General features: G+C 58.7%; 14 protein-coding genes and 2 pseudogenes. 13 read left to right on the plus strand and 3 right to left on the minus strand.

Features of this window, described 5'->3' with window-relative positions; all coding sequences use genetic code 11:
• Positions 1-248 precede the first annotated feature (248 nt).
• The 5 genes and pseudogenes from IPP03_19895 (at position 249) to IPP03_19915 (ending at position 4,904) form a co-directional block, all read left to right on the plus strand.
• Positions 249-1,607: pseudogene (locus IPP03_19895) on the plus strand (IS4 family transposase).
• Positions 1,608-1,696: 89 nt separating this feature from the next.
• A protein-coding gene (locus IPP03_19900; GenBank protein ID MBL0354797.1) for an IS3 family transposase occupies positions 1,697-2,826 on the plus strand; the annotation gives its coding sequence in 2 pieces (ribosomal slippage) (positions 1,697-1,946 and positions 1,946-2,826; 1,131 coding nt in all).
• A 469-nt stretch (positions 2,827-3,295) separates the two neighbouring features.
• Positions 3,296-3,700: an HNH endonuclease gene (locus IPP03_19905; protein MBL0354798.1), complete on the plus strand. Its 405-nt coding sequence runs from the start codon at positions 3,296-3,298 to the stop codon at positions 3,698-3,700.
• Positions 3,701-3,810: 110 nt separating this feature from the next.
• Complete coding sequence (locus IPP03_19910; GenBank protein ID MBL0354799.1) at positions 3,811-4,533, plus strand: FAD-dependent oxidoreductase; 723 nt, start codon at positions 3,811-3,813, stop codon at positions 4,531-4,533.
• A 20-nt stretch (positions 4,534-4,553) separates the two neighbouring features.
• Positions 4,554-4,904, plus strand: coding sequence for a DUF488 domain-containing protein (locus tag IPP03_19915; GenBank protein MBL0354800.1), 351 nt, complete (start codon positions 4,554-4,556; stop codon positions 4,902-4,904).
• Between the two features lie 307 nt (positions 4,905-5,211).
• Here IPP03_19915 and IPP03_19920 read toward each other — a convergent pair.
• Positions 5,212-6,312: pseudogene (locus IPP03_19920) on the minus strand (IS30 family transposase).
• A gap of 268 nt (positions 6,313-6,580) precedes the next feature.
• On the opposite strand from IPP03_19920, the gene IPP03_19925 reads away from it, so the two are divergent.
• A complete protein-coding gene (locus tag IPP03_19925; GenBank protein ID MBL0354801.1) occupies positions 6,581-6,931 on the plus strand; it encodes a thioredoxin family protein in 351 nt (116 codons plus the stop codon).
• 354 nt (positions 6,932-7,285) lie between these two features.
• On the opposite strand, the gene IPP03_19930 is transcribed toward IPP03_19925, so the two are convergent.
• A complete protein-coding gene (locus tag IPP03_19930) occupies positions 7,286-7,792 on the minus strand; it encodes a YeeE/YedE family protein (protein MBL0354802.1) in 507 nt (168 codons plus the stop codon).
• Entirely contained in the window at positions 7,789-8,469 is a 681-nt protein-coding gene (locus IPP03_19935; GenBank protein ID MBL0354803.1) for a response regulator transcription factor, read from the minus strand. Before IPP03_19935 ends, IPP03_19930 begins: the two co-directional genes overlap by 4 nt.
• A 216-nt stretch (positions 8,470-8,685) precedes the next feature.
• On the opposite strand from IPP03_19935, the gene IPP03_19940 reads away from it, so the two are divergent.
• The 7 genes from IPP03_19940 (at position 8,686) to ccoP (ending at position 15,614) form a co-directional block, all read left to right on the plus strand.
• Entirely contained in the window at positions 8,686-9,453 is a 768-nt protein-coding gene (locus tag IPP03_19940) for a 3-hydroxyacyl-CoA dehydrogenase (protein ID MBL0354804.1), read from the plus strand.
• A 60-nt stretch (positions 9,454-9,513) separates the two neighbouring features.
• A complete protein-coding gene (gene cadA, locus IPP03_19945; GenBank protein ID MBL0354805.1) occupies positions 9,514-11,952 on the plus strand; it encodes a cadmium-translocating P-type ATPase in 2,439 nt (812 codons plus the stop codon).
• A complete protein-coding gene (ccoS, locus tag IPP03_19950; GenBank protein MBL0354806.1) occupies positions 11,952-12,146 on the plus strand; it encodes a cbb3-type cytochrome oxidase assembly protein CcoS in 195 nt (64 codons plus the stop codon). The genes cadA and ccoS overlap by 1 nt, the downstream gene beginning before the upstream one ends.
• A gap of 294 nt (positions 12,147-12,440) precedes the next feature.
• Positions 12,441-13,865 carry a cytochrome-c oxidase, cbb3-type subunit I gene (gene ccoN / locus IPP03_19955; protein MBL0354807.1) on the plus strand — a complete coding sequence of 475 codons (1,425 nt, stop codon included), beginning with the start codon at positions 12,441-12,443 and terminating at the stop codon, positions 13,863-13,865.
• Positions 13,866-13,881: 16 nt separating this feature from the next.
• Positions 13,882-14,520 carry a cytochrome-c oxidase, cbb3-type subunit II gene (gene ccoO / locus IPP03_19960; protein ID MBL0354808.1) on the plus strand — a complete coding sequence of 213 codons (639 nt, stop codon included), beginning with the start codon at positions 13,882-13,884 and terminating at the stop codon, positions 14,518-14,520.
• 3 nt (positions 14,521-14,523) lie between these two features.
• Positions 14,524-14,700 carry a cbb3-type cytochrome oxidase subunit 3 gene (locus IPP03_19965; protein ID MBL0354809.1) on the plus strand — a complete coding sequence of 59 codons (177 nt, stop codon included), beginning with the start codon at positions 14,524-14,526 and terminating at the stop codon, positions 14,698-14,700.
• A gap of 14 nt (positions 14,701-14,714) precedes the next feature.
• Positions 14,715-15,614 (plus strand): cytochrome-c oxidase, cbb3-type subunit III, encoded by a 900-nt coding sequence (gene ccoP, locus IPP03_19970; GenBank protein MBL0354810.1) that lies wholly within the window; start codon positions 14,715-14,717, stop codon positions 15,612-15,614.
• The last annotated feature ends 29 nt before the right edge of the window (positions 15,615-15,643 follow it).

Raw genomic sequence — 15,643 nt, forward strand, 5'->3', positions numbered from 1 at the left:
GCCGGGACCAAAGATCGGCGCCACGCGTAACACCGGCAATTCCTGGCCTTACGAACCTGAATATTCCATAGGCGGCTTCGGGGTGGAACCTTGTGGCTCCATCGCTGTCCTCCACTCAGGAGGGGTTAGACGTGAATGGCACTTACTTAACGTTCAACTCTTTGATGCAAATGATGAAACAGGCTGGATCGACGCGTGATAAGTTGGCGTCGCCAAATACCCAACCCGCCCACGATGAGCCAGCCCAAATGCATCCTATCCGCAGTACACGCGCACAGCAACACCGAACGGTCAAGGCCCACGCTGCCCAGAGCGACGCCTATGCGTTTTTCAACCTGTTGATGGGGCCGGAATTGTTCGATGCCGTGGAATCTGAACTGCCGCCCCACCGAGAAAGGCAATATCCCCCGACGGAGACGTTGTCGATGTTTCTGGCCCAAGCGCTGAGCACCGATCGTTCCTGCCAGAAGGCAGTCAATGACCGTGCGGTCAAATGCCTGGTTGGCGGCCTGGTGCCGGGCAGCACCCACACGGGCGCCTATTGCCGGGCGCGAAAGCGCTTGCCTTTGAAGATGCTCAGTACACTGGCGTGCCACGTGGGGCAAAGAGTCGCCACGCAGGCGCCGACAGCTTGGCATTGGCGGGGTCGTCCCGTCCGTCTGGTGGACGGGACGACCGTCGTAATGCCCGACACCTCAGACAATCAGGTCGTCTACCCGCAACCGACGAGCCAGAAGCCGGGACTGGGTTTCCCGCAGTGCCGGATCGTTGGGCTCGTTTGTTTGGGTAGCGGGGCGGTCCTCAATGCCACGACCGGCTCCTGTCGGGGCAAGGGCAGCGATGAGCAGTCGTTGCTGCGTTCGATATTCGATTCTCTGGAGCAGGGTGATTTACTGTTGGGCGACGCCTTCTACGCCACCTACTTTCTCCTCTGCTCATTGCGCGAGCGGTGCATTGATGCGGTGTTTGAACAAAATGGCGCGCGGCAACGCACCACCGATTTTTGCCGAGGTCGGCTGTTGGGGCAGCGCGATCATCTGATCGTGCTGCCAAAACCCGTCAGCAAACCCGACTGGATGCCTCAGGCCGACTACGATCAGGCCCCCGAGAGTCTGACCGTACGCGAGCTTCGGGTCGGTGGCAAGACACGGGTGACGACATTGCTTTGCCCAAAACAAACCGACAAGACTGCCTTGAAATCGCTCTATCGGGATCGCTGGCACGTTGAACTCGATCTGCGCAACATCAAGACCACGCTCGGCATGGAACGACTGAGTTGCCTGACGCCTGCGATGGCGATCAAGGAAATCTGGGTCTATCTGCTCGCCTACAATCTGATTCGCTTAATGATGGCTCAGGCTGCGATGCTCTCCCACAGATTGCCGCGCCAACTGAGCTTCAAGCATACCGTGCAAATCTGGCTCGCCTGGGCACCCTTTGCGAGCCGCAGCCATCACGACATACACAGCGAACTATTCGTTTTAATCGCCCAACAACAGGTCGGTAACCGACCGGGCCGGATCGAGCCTCGCGCCGTCAAACGACGACCTAAACCCTATCCAATGCTCACCAAACCACGTAATCTCGCCAAAGCTATCGTCATGAAAAGAGCCGGCCCCGGAATTTCGGACAGAGGGATAAGTGATAGCCTTGCTCAATCGCAGGCCGCGTAGCGGCCGAAATGAGGAGCAAGAAGATGACGAGAAGGAAGCGGCGGAATCACTCGCCGGAGTTCAAGGCGAAGGTGGCGATGGCGGCCATCAAGGGCGACAAGACGCTGGCCGAGATGGCGCAGCAGTTCGATGTTCACCCCAACCAGATTACCGACTGGAAGACACAGTTGATGGAGCGTTCGTCAGTCGTGTTTGGCGACACGACCGCCAAGGAGAAAGACCCGGACATTCTGGCCATGGAAGCAAAGATTGGTCGCCTGAGTCTGGAAAATGATTTTTTAGAAGGCGCGCTCACCAAGGCGGGACTGCTGAGCGCAAGACGATGATTGACCGCAGCCACACCCTGCCGGTAGTCCGGCAATGCCGGATTCTCGGGCTTGCCCGGTCGACCGCCTACTACACCCCGGAACCTGTCTCGTCCGCCGATCTGGCGCTGATGCGCCGCATTGATGAATTGCATCTGGAGCACCCGTTCGCTGGCAGCCGGATGCTGCGCGACCTGCTGCGCCTGGAAGGCCATTCCATCGGCCGCAAGCACGTGCGCACGCTGATGAAAAAGATGGGGATCGAAGCACTTTACCGGAAACCGAACCTTTCCAAACGGCATGATGCCCACCTGATCCATCCCTATCTGCTCAGGGACCTGGTCATCGACCGCCCCAATCAGGTTTGGGCCACCGACATCACGTACATTCCGATGCGCCGGGGCTTCGTCTATCTGGTCGCCGTTATCGACTGGTGCAGCCGGAAAGTCCTCTCCTGGCGGTTATCCAACACGCTGACTACGGATTTCTGTCTGGAGGCGGTCAGCGAAGCCATCTTGCATTTCGGCAAGCCGGATATCTTCAACACCGATCAGGGTAGCCAGTTCACCAGCAGCGATTTCACCGGGTTGCTGAAGGATAACGGAATCCGGATCAGCATGGATGGCAAGGGCTGCTGGCGTGACAACGTCTTTGTCGAACGACTCTGGAAAAGCGTCAAGTACGAGGAGGTCTATCTCAAGGCTTACGACACGGTGGCCGATGCCAAGGCCAACCTGGGGCGCTACCTGGATTTCTACAACGCCCGCCGACCGCATCAAACCCTTGACGGTAAAATGCCGGATACGGTCTACGTCGAAAACCTGCCAAAAGAGACGTTCGCAGCATGACCACCGCGTTACCCACCGCGCCGTCAGCCTACGGTCTAAACGGACCTTCGGCCGCCGTCACCGTGGATAACGCTACCCCGCAGGGCTCCACCTATCTCCGTGGAAAAACTGTCCAAGTAAACGGGACCAGCTCTAAAAATGGACATCCCAAAAAGCTTAAGTAAGTGCCATTCGGGTTAGACGTCGTTTATTGGCAAACGCTATCCATTCAGGGTATGGTCATGGCTGGTTATCATGCCGCTGAAATAGGAGGCGTAATTTCATCGAATTCCGATGATCTAAGGTTGATAGTTTGTTCTTGTTTGGTAAAAACGTATCTGAGTTTGAGAGACTTACTTAAAAGTTAGGCCGTACAAACATGGCGCGGACATCTGTACCTCAATCGCACAAGGTCGCTGTACTCACAGAGGCGGGTTATCGGTGCGCAGTACCAACATGCCGAACGATACTTGCCCTGGATTTGCACCACATGGTCGAGGTTAGCGAAGGAGGAGGCAATGCTCAGTCCAACCTGCTTCCACTTTGCCCGACCTGCCACGCGCTTTTTCATCGCGGAGAGATCCGGCGAGACTCCATCTATGCATGGAAGTCCATGCTTGTGTCACTGAACCAAGCGTTTGATCAACGCGATATCGATGATCTTCTTTTTCTTGGGACCGAGAATTCTGTCGACTTGATGTTCTCATGTGACGGTGTGGCGAAGTTCTCCCGCTTGATTGGGAGTGGGTTAGCGCAGTACAGCATGGCGCTCGCTGATTATTCAAGTGGTGTCAGGTTGTACCGGGTTAGTCTAACTGAGCGAGGTAAACACTTGGTTCAAGCGTGGAAGTCCGGTGATCGCAATGCTTTGGCAAGCGTACTCGGTGCAGCCTAACCTTCGCTCAAGCGGAGTGCCAACGGCATGCTGCCGCTGTCGCGCGCTTAGCTCGAACTTTCTGTCGCTACACGCACCATAATTGCAACAAAACTAAGGAGGATGGCACCATGTCAATCTACAAAGTCAAATTGGAAAGAAAACAGGAAGTCGCTGCTGGAACAATGGCGTTCTATTTTGAAAAACCGAAGGGGTTTGCCTTCAAAGCAGGTCAGTACGGTGACCTCACCCTGATCAACCCTGCTGAAACTGACGCAGAGGGCAACATACGAGGATTTTCCCTGGCGAACGCGCCTCATGAAGACTTTCTCATGTTTGCGACCCGGATGCGCGATACCGCATTCAAGCGTGTGTTAAGGACAATGGAACCGGGCACGGAACTCACGCTGGACGCTCCTGGTGGCTCGTTCACGCTCCACAACAATGCGAGCATTCCCGCCGTTTTCCTCACGGGTGGTATCGGAATTACCCCCGTCAGAAGCATCATTCTGCAAGCCGCGCACGACAAGCTTCCCCACAAGATTTTCCTGTTCTATTCCAATAACCGGCCGGAAGACGCTGCGTTCCTGGACGAGTTGGTGGAAGCTCAGAAAGAAAATCCGAATTACACCTTTATCGGCACGATGTCCCAGATGGAAAAGTCAAGCCGCGCATGGGATGGGGAGACCGGTTTCATCACCCAGGCCATGCTCCAGAAATCCATTGGCGACCTGACGCTCCCCATTTACTACGTTGCCGGCCCACAAGCAATGGTGCAGGCGATGCGCGAAATACTGAATAAGGCGGGAGTTGATGACGACAGCATCCGCACGGAGGAGTTTTCGGGCTACTGACACTGAGCCAGGAGTGCCACATGAACATCAAAATGAAACGGGTGTATGAAAAACCGGACCAAGAGGATGGTAGACGCATCCTCGTGGACAGGCTTTGGCCACGAGGCTTGACCAAGGAAAAAGCAAGTGTTGACCTGTGGCTCAAAGATATTGCGCCCAGCACGGAGCTTCGAAAATGGTTTGGCCACGACCCGAGCAAATGGGAAGAGTTCAAGATGCGGTATCTCAGCGAACTCAAAGAGAATAGCGAATCAATCCAGACCCTGAAGCAAGAACTGAAAACGGGGAAGGTGACGCTCCTCTATGGCGCGAAGGACGAAGAGCATAACGAGGCGCTTGTCATCCTGGAAAACAGCGCGCTGTTTCATTAGCGGGAAGGAGAAAGCGGCGCACATGAAGCGGCGGTAGATGGGCGCTGTTAGCGAAGCGCTGATTTATTCGTCACCCTGGCGAAGGCCGGGATTCGGGCCGTTGGTTTTTCTGGATTCCTGCCTTCGCCGGAATGACAATCCGGGAATCAATCAGCCTCTCCTTAGCTCGACAGAGGATGTGGACGGCGACCAAACGCGACCGAACAAGGCGCTGCACCCGACCGCCTGCAGCCCTACGCCCGTGCCTCGCTTTGGGCCTCCTGCGGCAGGAACGCTTGGCCGTTAAGCTTTATTAGCCCCGGCGGTTTCAAGTCCGAAGTGCAACAAGCTGATGATGATGCTTAAAGAAGTCGAAGGATTCTGGGATAAACAGTTCGGCCGGACAGTGAAAGTTGAGGCTCTTTCGAGGTCGGGTATTGAGTTGCCAGGCAACGGCATCGAGTTCGGTCTGAGAGAATCCAGAGAGATCGGATCCCTTGGGAAAATACTGGCGAAGCAAGCCGTTGGTATTTTCGTTGATGCCGCGTTGCCAAGGGCTGTGCAGATCGGCGAAATAGACCGCGACGCCAGTGATTTCGGAAAGGCGCGCATGCTGCGCCATCTCGCGCCCTTGGTCGTAGGTCAGGGAAAGGCGTCGTTGCGCGTCAACCCGGTTGAGGACAGCGCCAAAGGCCGTGGCCGCGGTTTCGGCCGTGGCGTCCTCCATCTTGACCAAGGTGACAAAGAGCGTGGTCCGCTCGACCAGCGTGCCGATGGACGAGGCATTGCGTGCTCCCTTGATCAGATTGCCCTCCCAGTGGCCGGGAATGACACGCTCGCTGATCTCCGGTGGGCGCAGATGGATGCTGGTCATCTCAGGAATCTGGCCCCGGCAATCTTCGCCTCGGGCGCGCGGCCGACGACGCTTACGCGCTTGTCGCAGGCAGGCGATCTACTCACTGCGCAGCGTGCCGCGTGTTATCGCGTAAAGCGCGGTGTCCCCCAGGGGGACTTCCTTCGGGGCGTAGATGGTCTCGTGACTGACCTGAAGCTTGGGTTGATCCGGGTGCATTCGCTGCAGTATGCCCGCGATCTGTTCCGGAGAATGGCAGGCGCGCAGCAGGCGTTCGACATGTGTCCAGAGCGGACCGTCCTGGGCGAGTCGAGAAGGGTATTGTGCGGTCCTTGCCAACATACTGGCGCGCTGCTGCGTGAGTGGCGCCCGATAGCCGCCCGCGACCGGCGGACGCCCGCGTTTCTTGGGTGCTGTGGCGGGATTGCTCCAGCCGTTGCGGTTTAATTCACGACTGATCGAACTCGGCGCGCGCTGGACGCAGCGGGCAATTGCCCGCTGCGTCCAGCCCTGCTCAAGCCCCAACTGGATCATCGTGCGTTCTTCACAACTCAGGTGTTCGTATTTCGTTCCCATCGCCACACATTACCTCCCGGAAAGTGTTGCACTTCAGATTTGAGCGCGCCATATATTGAAATTGCCAAAAAATTTGATTCGTAATCAGTAGGTCGGAGGTTCGACTCCTTTCTGCAGCACCACCTGAATTTCTCATGTCGCTTGTTAAAGTCCCGGAATGTGGTCATTCTCGAAGCTCCGGGATTTTTTCGTCCGCAAATTGCTGGGTGGTGGCTGTTATCGGGACGACATGCGGGTAATGTTTAGCGCACAGGGACAGGATCAGGAGATGAGTAAGAGCTACGAGAAAAGCCAGCCTCCCCGCAGCGACATCGATGCACTTTCCGAGCCGCTGGTCATCGAATTCGGCACGGCATGGTGCGGTTACTGCATGGCGGCGCAGCCGCTGATCGAAAGCGCGTTGAAAGATTATCCGGCGCTGCGCCACCTCAAAGTCGAGGACGGGCCGGGACGACCATTGGGACGTTCGTTTCGCGTAAAGCTGTGGCCGACGTTGGTCTTCATGGCGCATGGCCAGGAAGTGGCGCGTCTGGTCCGGCCGGAGAGCGCTGCGGAAATCGTTAATGCACTGCGCCGGATCGCCGATCAAGAGCCTGATCGAGCACGCCATGTCATTTGAACCCGAAGCGGCCAGTATTCTGTACTGAATCGGATCGGACGAATCGAGCGTCCACCTCTTCACTGTGCCCCGTTCCTGGGCGGATGCATGGGACAACTTTCATTACACCCGGCACCACCTGTCGCACCTGACTTCGTTGCGCGAGGATGCATTGCTGGCGCTGCTCGCCGGAACGTCGACGAGCGCCCGGAGGTCGCCGACGGCGATCTGTGCATTGCAGTGCCGGAAGCTGCGAGCAGGGCTGTCGAGCGGTTCTTCCTTCCCCTGGGCTTGCCCAAGGTGCGCGTATTTCTGACCCGCGGCAACTTTTGATGGCCGCACACGCGTGCGGACAGGAATGCGCGGCGGCGGAACTCAGCGTTGCTGCCACTTAATGTTAGCCACGGCGCCGGTGACGATGCCGGCGACGCTCTTGAGTGAACCCAGGGCAAGGGTCGAGACGCCGGTCACGCCCTGGCCGATGGTGCAGGCAATGACCAGGACGCCGCCGAAGCCCATCAGCATGCCGCCCATGAGATGGTTGCGTAGATCCTCGAAAGATGCGGACCTCTTCCAACGGAGCTGGCGCGACGTGATGGCATGGACGAGCGAACCGAGAACGACGCCGATGACGGTGGCAATGCCGAAGGTCACGTGCAGGTACTTGTCGGTCCTCAGCATCAGCAGCTCCAGGCTGTAGGCGGTGGGAGCGACAAAGCTCGGCGACTCCATGGCCCGGGAGTTGGTCCCGAAATGGGGCATCTCTATCGTAGCGGGATTTTTCGCAAAGCCGATACGTCCCGAAAGGTACCAGCCCGCTGTGACCAGCAATCCGAGAGTCGCGCCGCCGGCACTGCATGCCTTATTCGCCGGCGTCCTCAGGCGTTGGTGGTGATCGCGTGCAGCTTGGCGAAGGCGAACAGTTCGAGGCGGCTGGACAGGCCGAGTTTGCCGTAGATCGAGTTCAGGTGATTGCGCAGCGTGTTTTCGCTAATATTGAGGCGCTCCGCGATCAGCCTGCCACCGGCTGAGGCGTCCTTGGTGATCTCGGTAATCGTTTGCCGTTCGCGCCGGGTCAGGCTGGCAATCCTGAGTTGATCCGGTGTCTCGAACTCTGCTTTCCGACGTTGGGCAAGATGAAAAAAGATCCGGCCGGTGGCGGCGCCATCGATCCAGAATTCGCCTTCATCGATCTTCTCGATGGCGCTGAGCAGCGACGCGACCGGCTCGCTCCTGGTTACGACCCCGCGCGCACCCGCCAGGATCGCACCGTCGTGCACCGAGACATCGCGCGAAGCAGTCAGCGCGAGCACGCGCGCCGGCGATATGGAGCACAGTTCGGCAATCGCATCGATTCCGATATCCCCGTCAAGGTCGACCACGATGACGTTGATCGGCGTATCGTAAATTATTCTGGCGGCTTGGCCGCAATCAGTCGCGCTACCTGCGAGTTCGACCTGCGGGTCCGTGTCTTGGAGAAGTTTCTCCAGTCCCCAAAGTGCGATCGGGAGATCGCTGACCAGCATTACGCGGATCGACCTAGTTTGATGATTTGTCATGGTTGGTTGCTGAAACTATCTTGGATTTGAAAAAATAGTACATTTATACTACGCTTTTGTTATGAAATCTAGTAGGTACTAAAGAAATCTAATAGGCGACGTTGCGCCTCGCGTTTGCGAACCTCAGGCTCGGCGTTAGAATTCGGGTGGGCGTCGCACCGGGCCGACTGGTGTTGCGTCGCGACACTATGCAAATCGAACATTGGGAGAGCGGCGATGGAAATTGCGGGCAAGGTATTTCTGGTGACTGGCGCGGGTTCCGGATTGGGTGCGGCAACGGTGCGGGCATTGGCCGCAGCCGGCGCGAACGTGGTTTTGGCCGATGTGAACCGCGAGGCGGTTGAGAATCTGGCGGCCGAACTCGGCGCCAACGCCTGCTTCGTCGAGACGGATGTCGCAAACGAGGCGAGTGCGGTCAACGCCGTAAATACGGCTAATTCTGTTTTCGGTGGCCTGCACGGGCTGGTCAACTGTGCCGGTGTGGCGCCGGCCGAGAAGGTGGTCGGCCGCGACGGGCCGCACAAGCTGGAGACCTTTGCGCGGACGATCAACATCAACCTGGTTGGCACCTTCAACATGATCCGGCTGGCGGCCGAGGCGATGCTGAAGGGTGAGCCCGATGCCGGCGGTGAGCGCGGCGTGATCGTCAATACGGCAAGCGTGGCCGCCTTCGAAGGCCAGCTGGGGCAGGCGGCCTATGCCGCATCGAAGGGCGGAATCGTCGCCCTGACCCTGCCGGTGGCGCGCGAACTGGCGAAGAGCGGGATTCGCTGTGTCACTGTCGCCCCGGGCATCATGGAAACCCCGATGCTGATGGGCATGCCGCAGGAGGTCCAGGATTCGCTGGGCAAGATGGTGCCGTTTCCGTCACGCATGGGCAGACCGGCCGAATTCGCGGCGCTGGTCAGGCACATCGTCGAAAATTCCTACCTGAACGGCGAGGTGATCCGTCTGGACGGCGCCATCCGCATGGGAACCAAATAATCTATACTGCGGCTCCGCCTCCTGGACCGGAAAGGCACTGCGGCGCCTTTTCTCATTTGCATGCCTGAAGCTCCCTGTTATCACTGCGGCCAGCCGATTCCGGACGATGTCGAACTGTCGGTGGCGGTGGCCGGCAAAGAACGCCCGATGTGCTGCCACGGGTGCCAGGCCGTAGCGCAATCGATAGTCGCCAACGGGCTCGAGGACTACTACCGCAGCCGCGATTCGTTGCCGGAAGCGCCGCGCGAGGCGATGCCGGCCATCCTCGAGCAACTGGCGCTGTACGATCACGCCGATTTCCAGAAGAGCTTCGTCAAGGAGTTGGGGGAAAACGAGCGCGAAGCGTCGCTGATTCTCGAGGGGATTACCTGCGCTGCCTGCATCTGGCTCAACGAGCAGCATGTCGGCAAGTTGCCTGGCGTCACGGCGGTCGACATCAACTATGCGACGCGCCGGGCACGGGTGCGCTGGAACGAGTCGCGGATCAGGCTCTCCGATATCCTGGGAGCGATCGCCGCCATCGGCTACCGCGCCTATCCCTACGACCCCGCGAAGAATGAGGAAATCTCGCGCAAGGAGCGGCGCGACGCGCTGTGGCGCCTCTGGGTGGCTGGCTTCGGCATGATGCAGGTGATGATGTACGCCTTTCCGATGTACATCGCCGACGGCGACATGACCGCCGATGTCGAGAGCATGATGCGCTGGGCCAGCCTGCTGCTGACCCTGCCGGTAGTCTTCTATTCCGCGGCGCCGTTCTTCCGCAATGCCTGGCGCGATCTCGGGTTGCGCCGGGTTGGCATGGACGTTCCGGTGGCCCTCGGCGTCGGCACGGCCTTCGTCGCCAGTTGCTGGGCGACGTTCATGCAGGCGGGCGAGATCTATTTCGATTCGGTGACCATGTTCGTCTTCTTCCTGCTCGGCGGTCGCTATCTGGAAATGACGGCGCGCCAGAAGGCGGTCAGCGTGACCGAGGCACTGGCCCGACTGCTGCCGGCCTTTGCGCAAAAAATGCCGAATTTCCCGGTCGACCGCAACACCGAACAGCGGGTAGTCGCCGACCTCCGCACCGGTGACTACGTGCTGGTGCGAGCTGGCGACATCGTGCCGGCCGATGGCCGGGTCGTCGAAGGCGTGAGTTGCGCCGACGAGGCGCTGCTCACCGGTGAGAGCCGGCCAGTGCCGAAATCGCCGGGCGAACCGGTAACCGGCGGCACGATCAACGCCGAGAGTCCGCTGGTCGTACAGGTGGAGCAGGTCGGCACGGGCACGCGACTTTCCGCCATCATCAGCCTGATGGAGCGCGCCGCAGCCGAGAAGCCGCGCATCGTCGAACTGGCAGACCGTATCGCCAGCTATTTTGTCGCGACGCTGCTCTTCGTCGCTGCCGCGGTCGCGGTGGGCTGGTACTTCGTCGATCCATCGCGTGCCCTGTGGATCACGGTGTCGGTTCTGGTTGTGACCTGTCCCTGCGCCCTTTCGCTGGCGACACCGATCGCCCTGACGGTCGCGGCCGGCGCACTGGCGAAGGATGGCCTGCTGGTGACACGCGGGCACGCCATCGAGACGCTGGCCCAGGCAACGCATTTCGTCTTCGACAAGACCGGGACGCTGACCACCGGGCGCATGCACCTCGTCGATGTGGCCGTGTTGGGAGCGCTGGAGCAGGAAGAGTGTCTGGTGGTTGCCGCTGCCCTCGAGCAAAGTTCCGAACATCCGGTGGCGGCAGCGCTGCGCCGGGTGGCCGGTGCAGCGCTGCCGCTGGCGGCGGATGTCGTTGTCGAGCCCGGGCAGGGGATCTCGGCTACAGTCGCCGGGCGGCATTGCCGCATCGGGCGTCCCGCCTATGCCCTGCGCCTCGGCGTCAGCACTCTCCCGGATTCGGCTGCCACCTGGTTTGACAGCGGCGACACCGTCGTTGCGCTGGCGGATGCAACCGGCTGCCTGGCTCTGTTCCGGATGGGCGACGAACTCCGTCCCGAGTCGGCGGCCCTGGTTGCGGATCTGCGTGCTGCCGGAAAGAAGGTCTTGCTGCTGACCGGGGATGCGCCGGCGGTGGCGCGGCGGGTTGCCGACCAACTGGGCATCACCGACGTTCGCGCCGGCGTGACGCCACAGGGCAAGCATGACTGTGTCACGGCGCTGCAAGCGAGCGGCGCAGTGGTGGCGATGATCGGGGACGGTGTCAATGATGCGCCGGTCCTAGCTCGGGCGCAGGTGTCGGTGGCCATGGGGGGGGGCGCACAACTGGCGCGTACCCAATCCGACTTCGTGCTCCTTTCCGAGAATCTTGACCACCTGCGCCACGGCTTGCGGCGCGCAATGATGACGCTGCGCATCATCTGGCAGAACCTGTGGTGGGCATTCGCGTACAATTTCGTTGCCCTGCCCTTGGCCATCGCCGGTTATGTCACACCGTGGCTAGCGGGGATCGGCATGTCGGCTAGTTCGCTGCTGGTCGTGCTCAACTCGCTGCGCATTCAGCGCATGGAAACGGACTGATGGAAAGCATCTATCTGCTGATCCCGATCTCGGTGATCCTCGTCTTCGTGATTGCGGTGATCTTCTGGTGGTCGGTCCGCAGCGGTCAGTTCGACGATCTGGAAGGCCCAGGGTTCAGGATACTAATGGATGACGACGGCCCGGACATTCCGCAACCGGGCGTGGAACAGAGCGACAAACCGGAGAAAAGTTGACCTTTGTCAACGCCTGGCTAGGACGGTGCATGAATAATCGAATCATGTGAAGTGAGTGTTTCATGGCGATTCTCTGTTGGGGTTGGGGTGCGTTACGACGCACCCTTTTTTTGTCCGCCTACGCAAGCCGGATTTGCCGGATTGCTACGCCCTTCGGACTAATTTGACCTAGATAATCTGGACGTTGATCTAGGTCAAATCCCCCCGCCTGTTCTACAATACCATCCGGTTCTATGTGCCACCCTCGGTTCACGGAGTGGTCATTCAGTCTTTTCTTCAACGAGAGGTGGGTTCATGTCTGGATCGCAAACCACATATAACGACAAGGTCGTCCGGCAGTTCGCCGTCATGACCGTCATCTGGGGCATTGTTGGCATGTCGGTCGGTGTCATCATTGCTGCTCAGCTGGTCTGGCCGGAGCTCAATATGGGCTTCCTGCATTTTGGCCGACTGCGTCCGCTGCACACCAACGCGGTGATCTTTGCGTTTGGTGGCTGCGCCCTGTTCGCAGCGTCTTATTGGACTGTTCAACGCACCAGCCATGCGCGACTATGGGGTGGTCCGCTGGTGCCTTTCACCTTCTGGGGCTGGCAACTTGTCATCGTGTTGGCGGCGATCACTTTGCCGCTGGGTATTACTCAGAGCAAGGAATACGCCGAACTGGAATGGCCAATCGATATCCTGATCACGCTGGTCTGGGTTTCCTACGCCTTTGTTTTCTTCGGGACCATCGCCAAACGAACGGTTTCCCACATTTATGTGGCCAACTGGTTCTTCGGCGCCTACATCATCGCCGTTGCCCTGCTGCACCTGGTTGATAACGCTGCAGTGCCGGTTTCGCTGACCAAGTCCTACCCGGTCTATTCAGGTGTTCAGGATGCGATGGTTCAATGGTGGTACGGTCACAATGCTGTGGGTTTTTTCCTGACCGCAGGCTTCCTGGGCATGATGTACTACTTTGTGCCGAAGGCCGCCGGACGTCCGGTTTATTCCTATCGTCTGTCCGTGGTGCACTTCTGGGCACTGATCTTTACCTACATGTGGGCGGGCCCGCACCATCTGCACTACACCGCGCTGCCTGACTGGACGCAATCAGTCGGCATGGTCTTCTCGCTGATTCTGCTGGCGCCGTCCTGGGGTGGCATGATCAACGGCATCATGACTCTGTCCGGTGCCTGGCACAAACTGCGCGACGATCCCATCCTCAAGTTCCTGATCACGTCGCTGTCCTTCTACGGCATGTCGACGTTTGAAGGTCCGATGATGGCGATCAAGACTGTCAATGCGCTGTCGCACTACACGGACTGGACCATCGGTCACGTGCACTCCGGTGCGCTCGGCTGGGTGGCCATGGTTTCCATCGGTTCCATCTACTACCTGCTGCCGAAGCTCTTCGGCAAGAGCGAGATGTACAGCGTCAAGCTGGTCACGGTTCACTTCTGGATCGCCACCATCGGTACCGTGCTTTACATCGCCTCTATGTGGATCGCCGGCGTCATGCAGGGTCTGATGTGGCGCGCCGTGAATGCTGACGGTACGCTGGCTTACAGCTTTGTCGAATCGGTCAAGGGGTCCTACCCGTTCTGGGCGATCCGCTGGCTGGGTGGCGTTCTGTTCCTGACCGGCATGCTGATCATGGCCTACAACATGTTCAAGACCATGGCAGGCGGTCGGACTCAGGATATGCCGGTGATCGTTCCGGCTGGCCATCACGCCTGATTAGGGGGAAGTAACAATGCTAAAGCATGAACAAATTGAAAAAAGCGTTGGCCTGCTTATCGTCCTGACCTTTTTGACCGTCAGCGTCGGTGGCTTGCTCGAAATCGTTCCGCTCTTCTTCCAGAAATCGACGACGACGCCGATCGAAGGGGTAAAGCCCTACGATGCGGTTCGGCTTGTCGGTCGTGATGTCTATGTTCGCGAAGGTTGTTACCTCTGCCACTCGCAAATGATTCGTCCTTTCCGTGCGGAAACCGAGCGTTACGGCCACTATTCCGTCGCCGGAGAGTTTGTCTACGATCACCCGTTCCAGTGGGGATCGAAGCGTACCGGGCCGGATCTGCATCGTGTCGGCGGTCGTTATTCTGATGAATGGCAACGTGCTCACCTGACCAATCCACGCGACGTGGTTCCCGAGTCCAACATGCCTGCGTTTGCCTTCCTGGCCAATACCAAGGCCAAGGATAGCGTCGGTGCCGACGTCGAGAAGAAGATGGAATTGATGCGCTATTACGCCAATGTTCGCGGTATCCCGTCCAATTCCGATGAGGATATCAAAGGCGCCAAGGCTGCGATCGGTGACATGACGGAAATGGACGTTCTGATTGCCTACCTGCAAGGCATGGGTACGGCACTGGGCTCAATGAAACAATAAGCCATGGACATCAACGATCTCCGTTCCATCATCACGGTTGCCGGGTTGCTCTGCTTCCTGGGGATCGTCTGGTGGGCCTACAGCAAACGCAGCAAGAAGGGGTTCGATGAGGCTGCCAACTTGCCGTTCGCGGAAGACGATGATCAGGATGCGGCGTCAAAGGCGCCGCATTCTCGCTGAAAAGAGGAAAGCAAATGAGCGATTTCGTTAGCGGTTTTTGGAACATGTATGTGATTGTGATTGTGCTGGCCAGTATTTTCGCCTGTGCGCTTCTTCTCTACATGCAGGGCAAGGCGAAGTTCACCCCGGGCAAGACCATGGGTCATGTCTGGGATGAAACCCTGGAGGAATACAACAACCCGATGCCCAGGTGGTGGAGTTGGTTGTTTGTCATCACGGTGATTTTCTCACTGGTATATTTGGTACTCTATCCGGGTCTTGGCAAGTTCCCGGGAATCTTGGGCTGGACATCAGTTGGCCAGTACAAGATCGAACGTGAGCGCATGGATGCCACCATTCAGCCGATGTACGACAAGTACCTTGCCATGGACGTCAAGGCGGTCGCCGCCGACAAGCAGGCGATGGAAACCGGGAAGCGCCTCTATCTGACCTACTGCATGCAGTGTCACGGTGCGGACGCGCGTGGTGCCAAGGGCTTTCCCAACCTGACCGATTCTGACTGGCTGTATGGCGGCGAACCGGAACAGATCAAGCAGACTATCGACGAAGGCCGCATGGGTGTGATGCCTCCGCATGTGCAGCTCGGTGCCGACACCATCAAGGATTTGGCGAACTATGTCCGTTCGCTTTCCGGCCTGCCAAACGATTCGGTGCGCGCGGCAAAGGGCAAGGAAGCGTTCACCTCTGCCGGTTGCGTGGGTTGTCATGGTCCGGATGCCAAGGGTATGGCAGCGATTGGTGCCCCGAACCTGACTGACAAGGTCTGGCTCTACGGTTCGTCCGAGGCGACTATCACCGAGACCATCGCCGGCGGTCGTCAGAACAAGATGCCCGCCTGGAAGGAATTCCTCGGCGAAGGCAAGGTGCAGGTGCTGGTTGCATACATCTATAGCCTGAGTCACGGAACCCATTAATTTCGGTTAAACGGGGCGGGCAACTGCCC

Source organism: Candidatus Dechloromonas phosphoritropha (genome assembly GCA_016722705.1).
In the GTDB taxonomy this organism is placed as follows: domain Bacteria; phylum Pseudomonadota; class Gammaproteobacteria; order Burkholderiales; family Rhodocyclaceae; genus Azonexus; species Azonexus phosphoritrophus.

Coding starts and splice junctions, on each gene's coding strand:
- IPP03_19905 (MBL0354798.1), top strand. CDS start 3,296: ATGGTCGAGGTTAGCGAAGGAGGAGGCAATGCTCAGTCCAACCTGCTT.
- IPP03_19910 (MBL0354799.1), top strand. CDS start 3,811: ATGTCAATCTACAAAGTCAAATTGGAAAGAAAACAGGAAGTCGCTGCT.
- IPP03_19915 (MBL0354800.1), top strand. CDS start 4,554: ATGAACATCAAAATGAAACGGGTGTATGAAAAACCGGACCAAGAGGAT.
- IPP03_19925 (MBL0354801.1), top strand. CDS start 6,581: ATGAGTAAGAGCTACGAGAAAAGCCAGCCTCCCCGCAGCGACATCGAT.
- IPP03_19935 (MBL0354803.1), bottom strand. CDS start 8,469: ATGACAAATCATCAAACTAGGTCGATCCGCGTAATGCTGGTCAGCGAT.
- IPP03_19940 (MBL0354804.1), top strand. CDS start 8,686: ATGGAAATTGCGGGCAAGGTATTTCTGGTGACTGGCGCGGGTTCCGGA.
- cadA (MBL0354805.1), top strand. CDS start 9,514: ATGCCTGAAGCTCCCTGTTATCACTGCGGCCAGCCGATTCCGGACGAT.
- ccoS (MBL0354806.1), top strand. CDS start 11,952: ATGGAAAGCATCTATCTGCTGATCCCGATCTCGGTGATCCTCGTCTTC.
- ccoN (MBL0354807.1), top strand. CDS start 12,441: ATGTCTGGATCGCAAACCACATATAACGACAAGGTCGTCCGGCAGTTC.
- ccoO (MBL0354808.1), top strand. CDS start 13,882: ATGCTAAAGCATGAACAAATTGAAAAAAGCGTTGGCCTGCTTATCGTC.
- IPP03_19965 (MBL0354809.1), top strand. CDS start 14,524: ATGGACATCAACGATCTCCGTTCCATCATCACGGTTGCCGGGTTGCTC.
- ccoP (MBL0354810.1), top strand. CDS start 14,715: ATGAGCGATTTCGTTAGCGGTTTTTGGAACATGTATGTGATTGTGATT.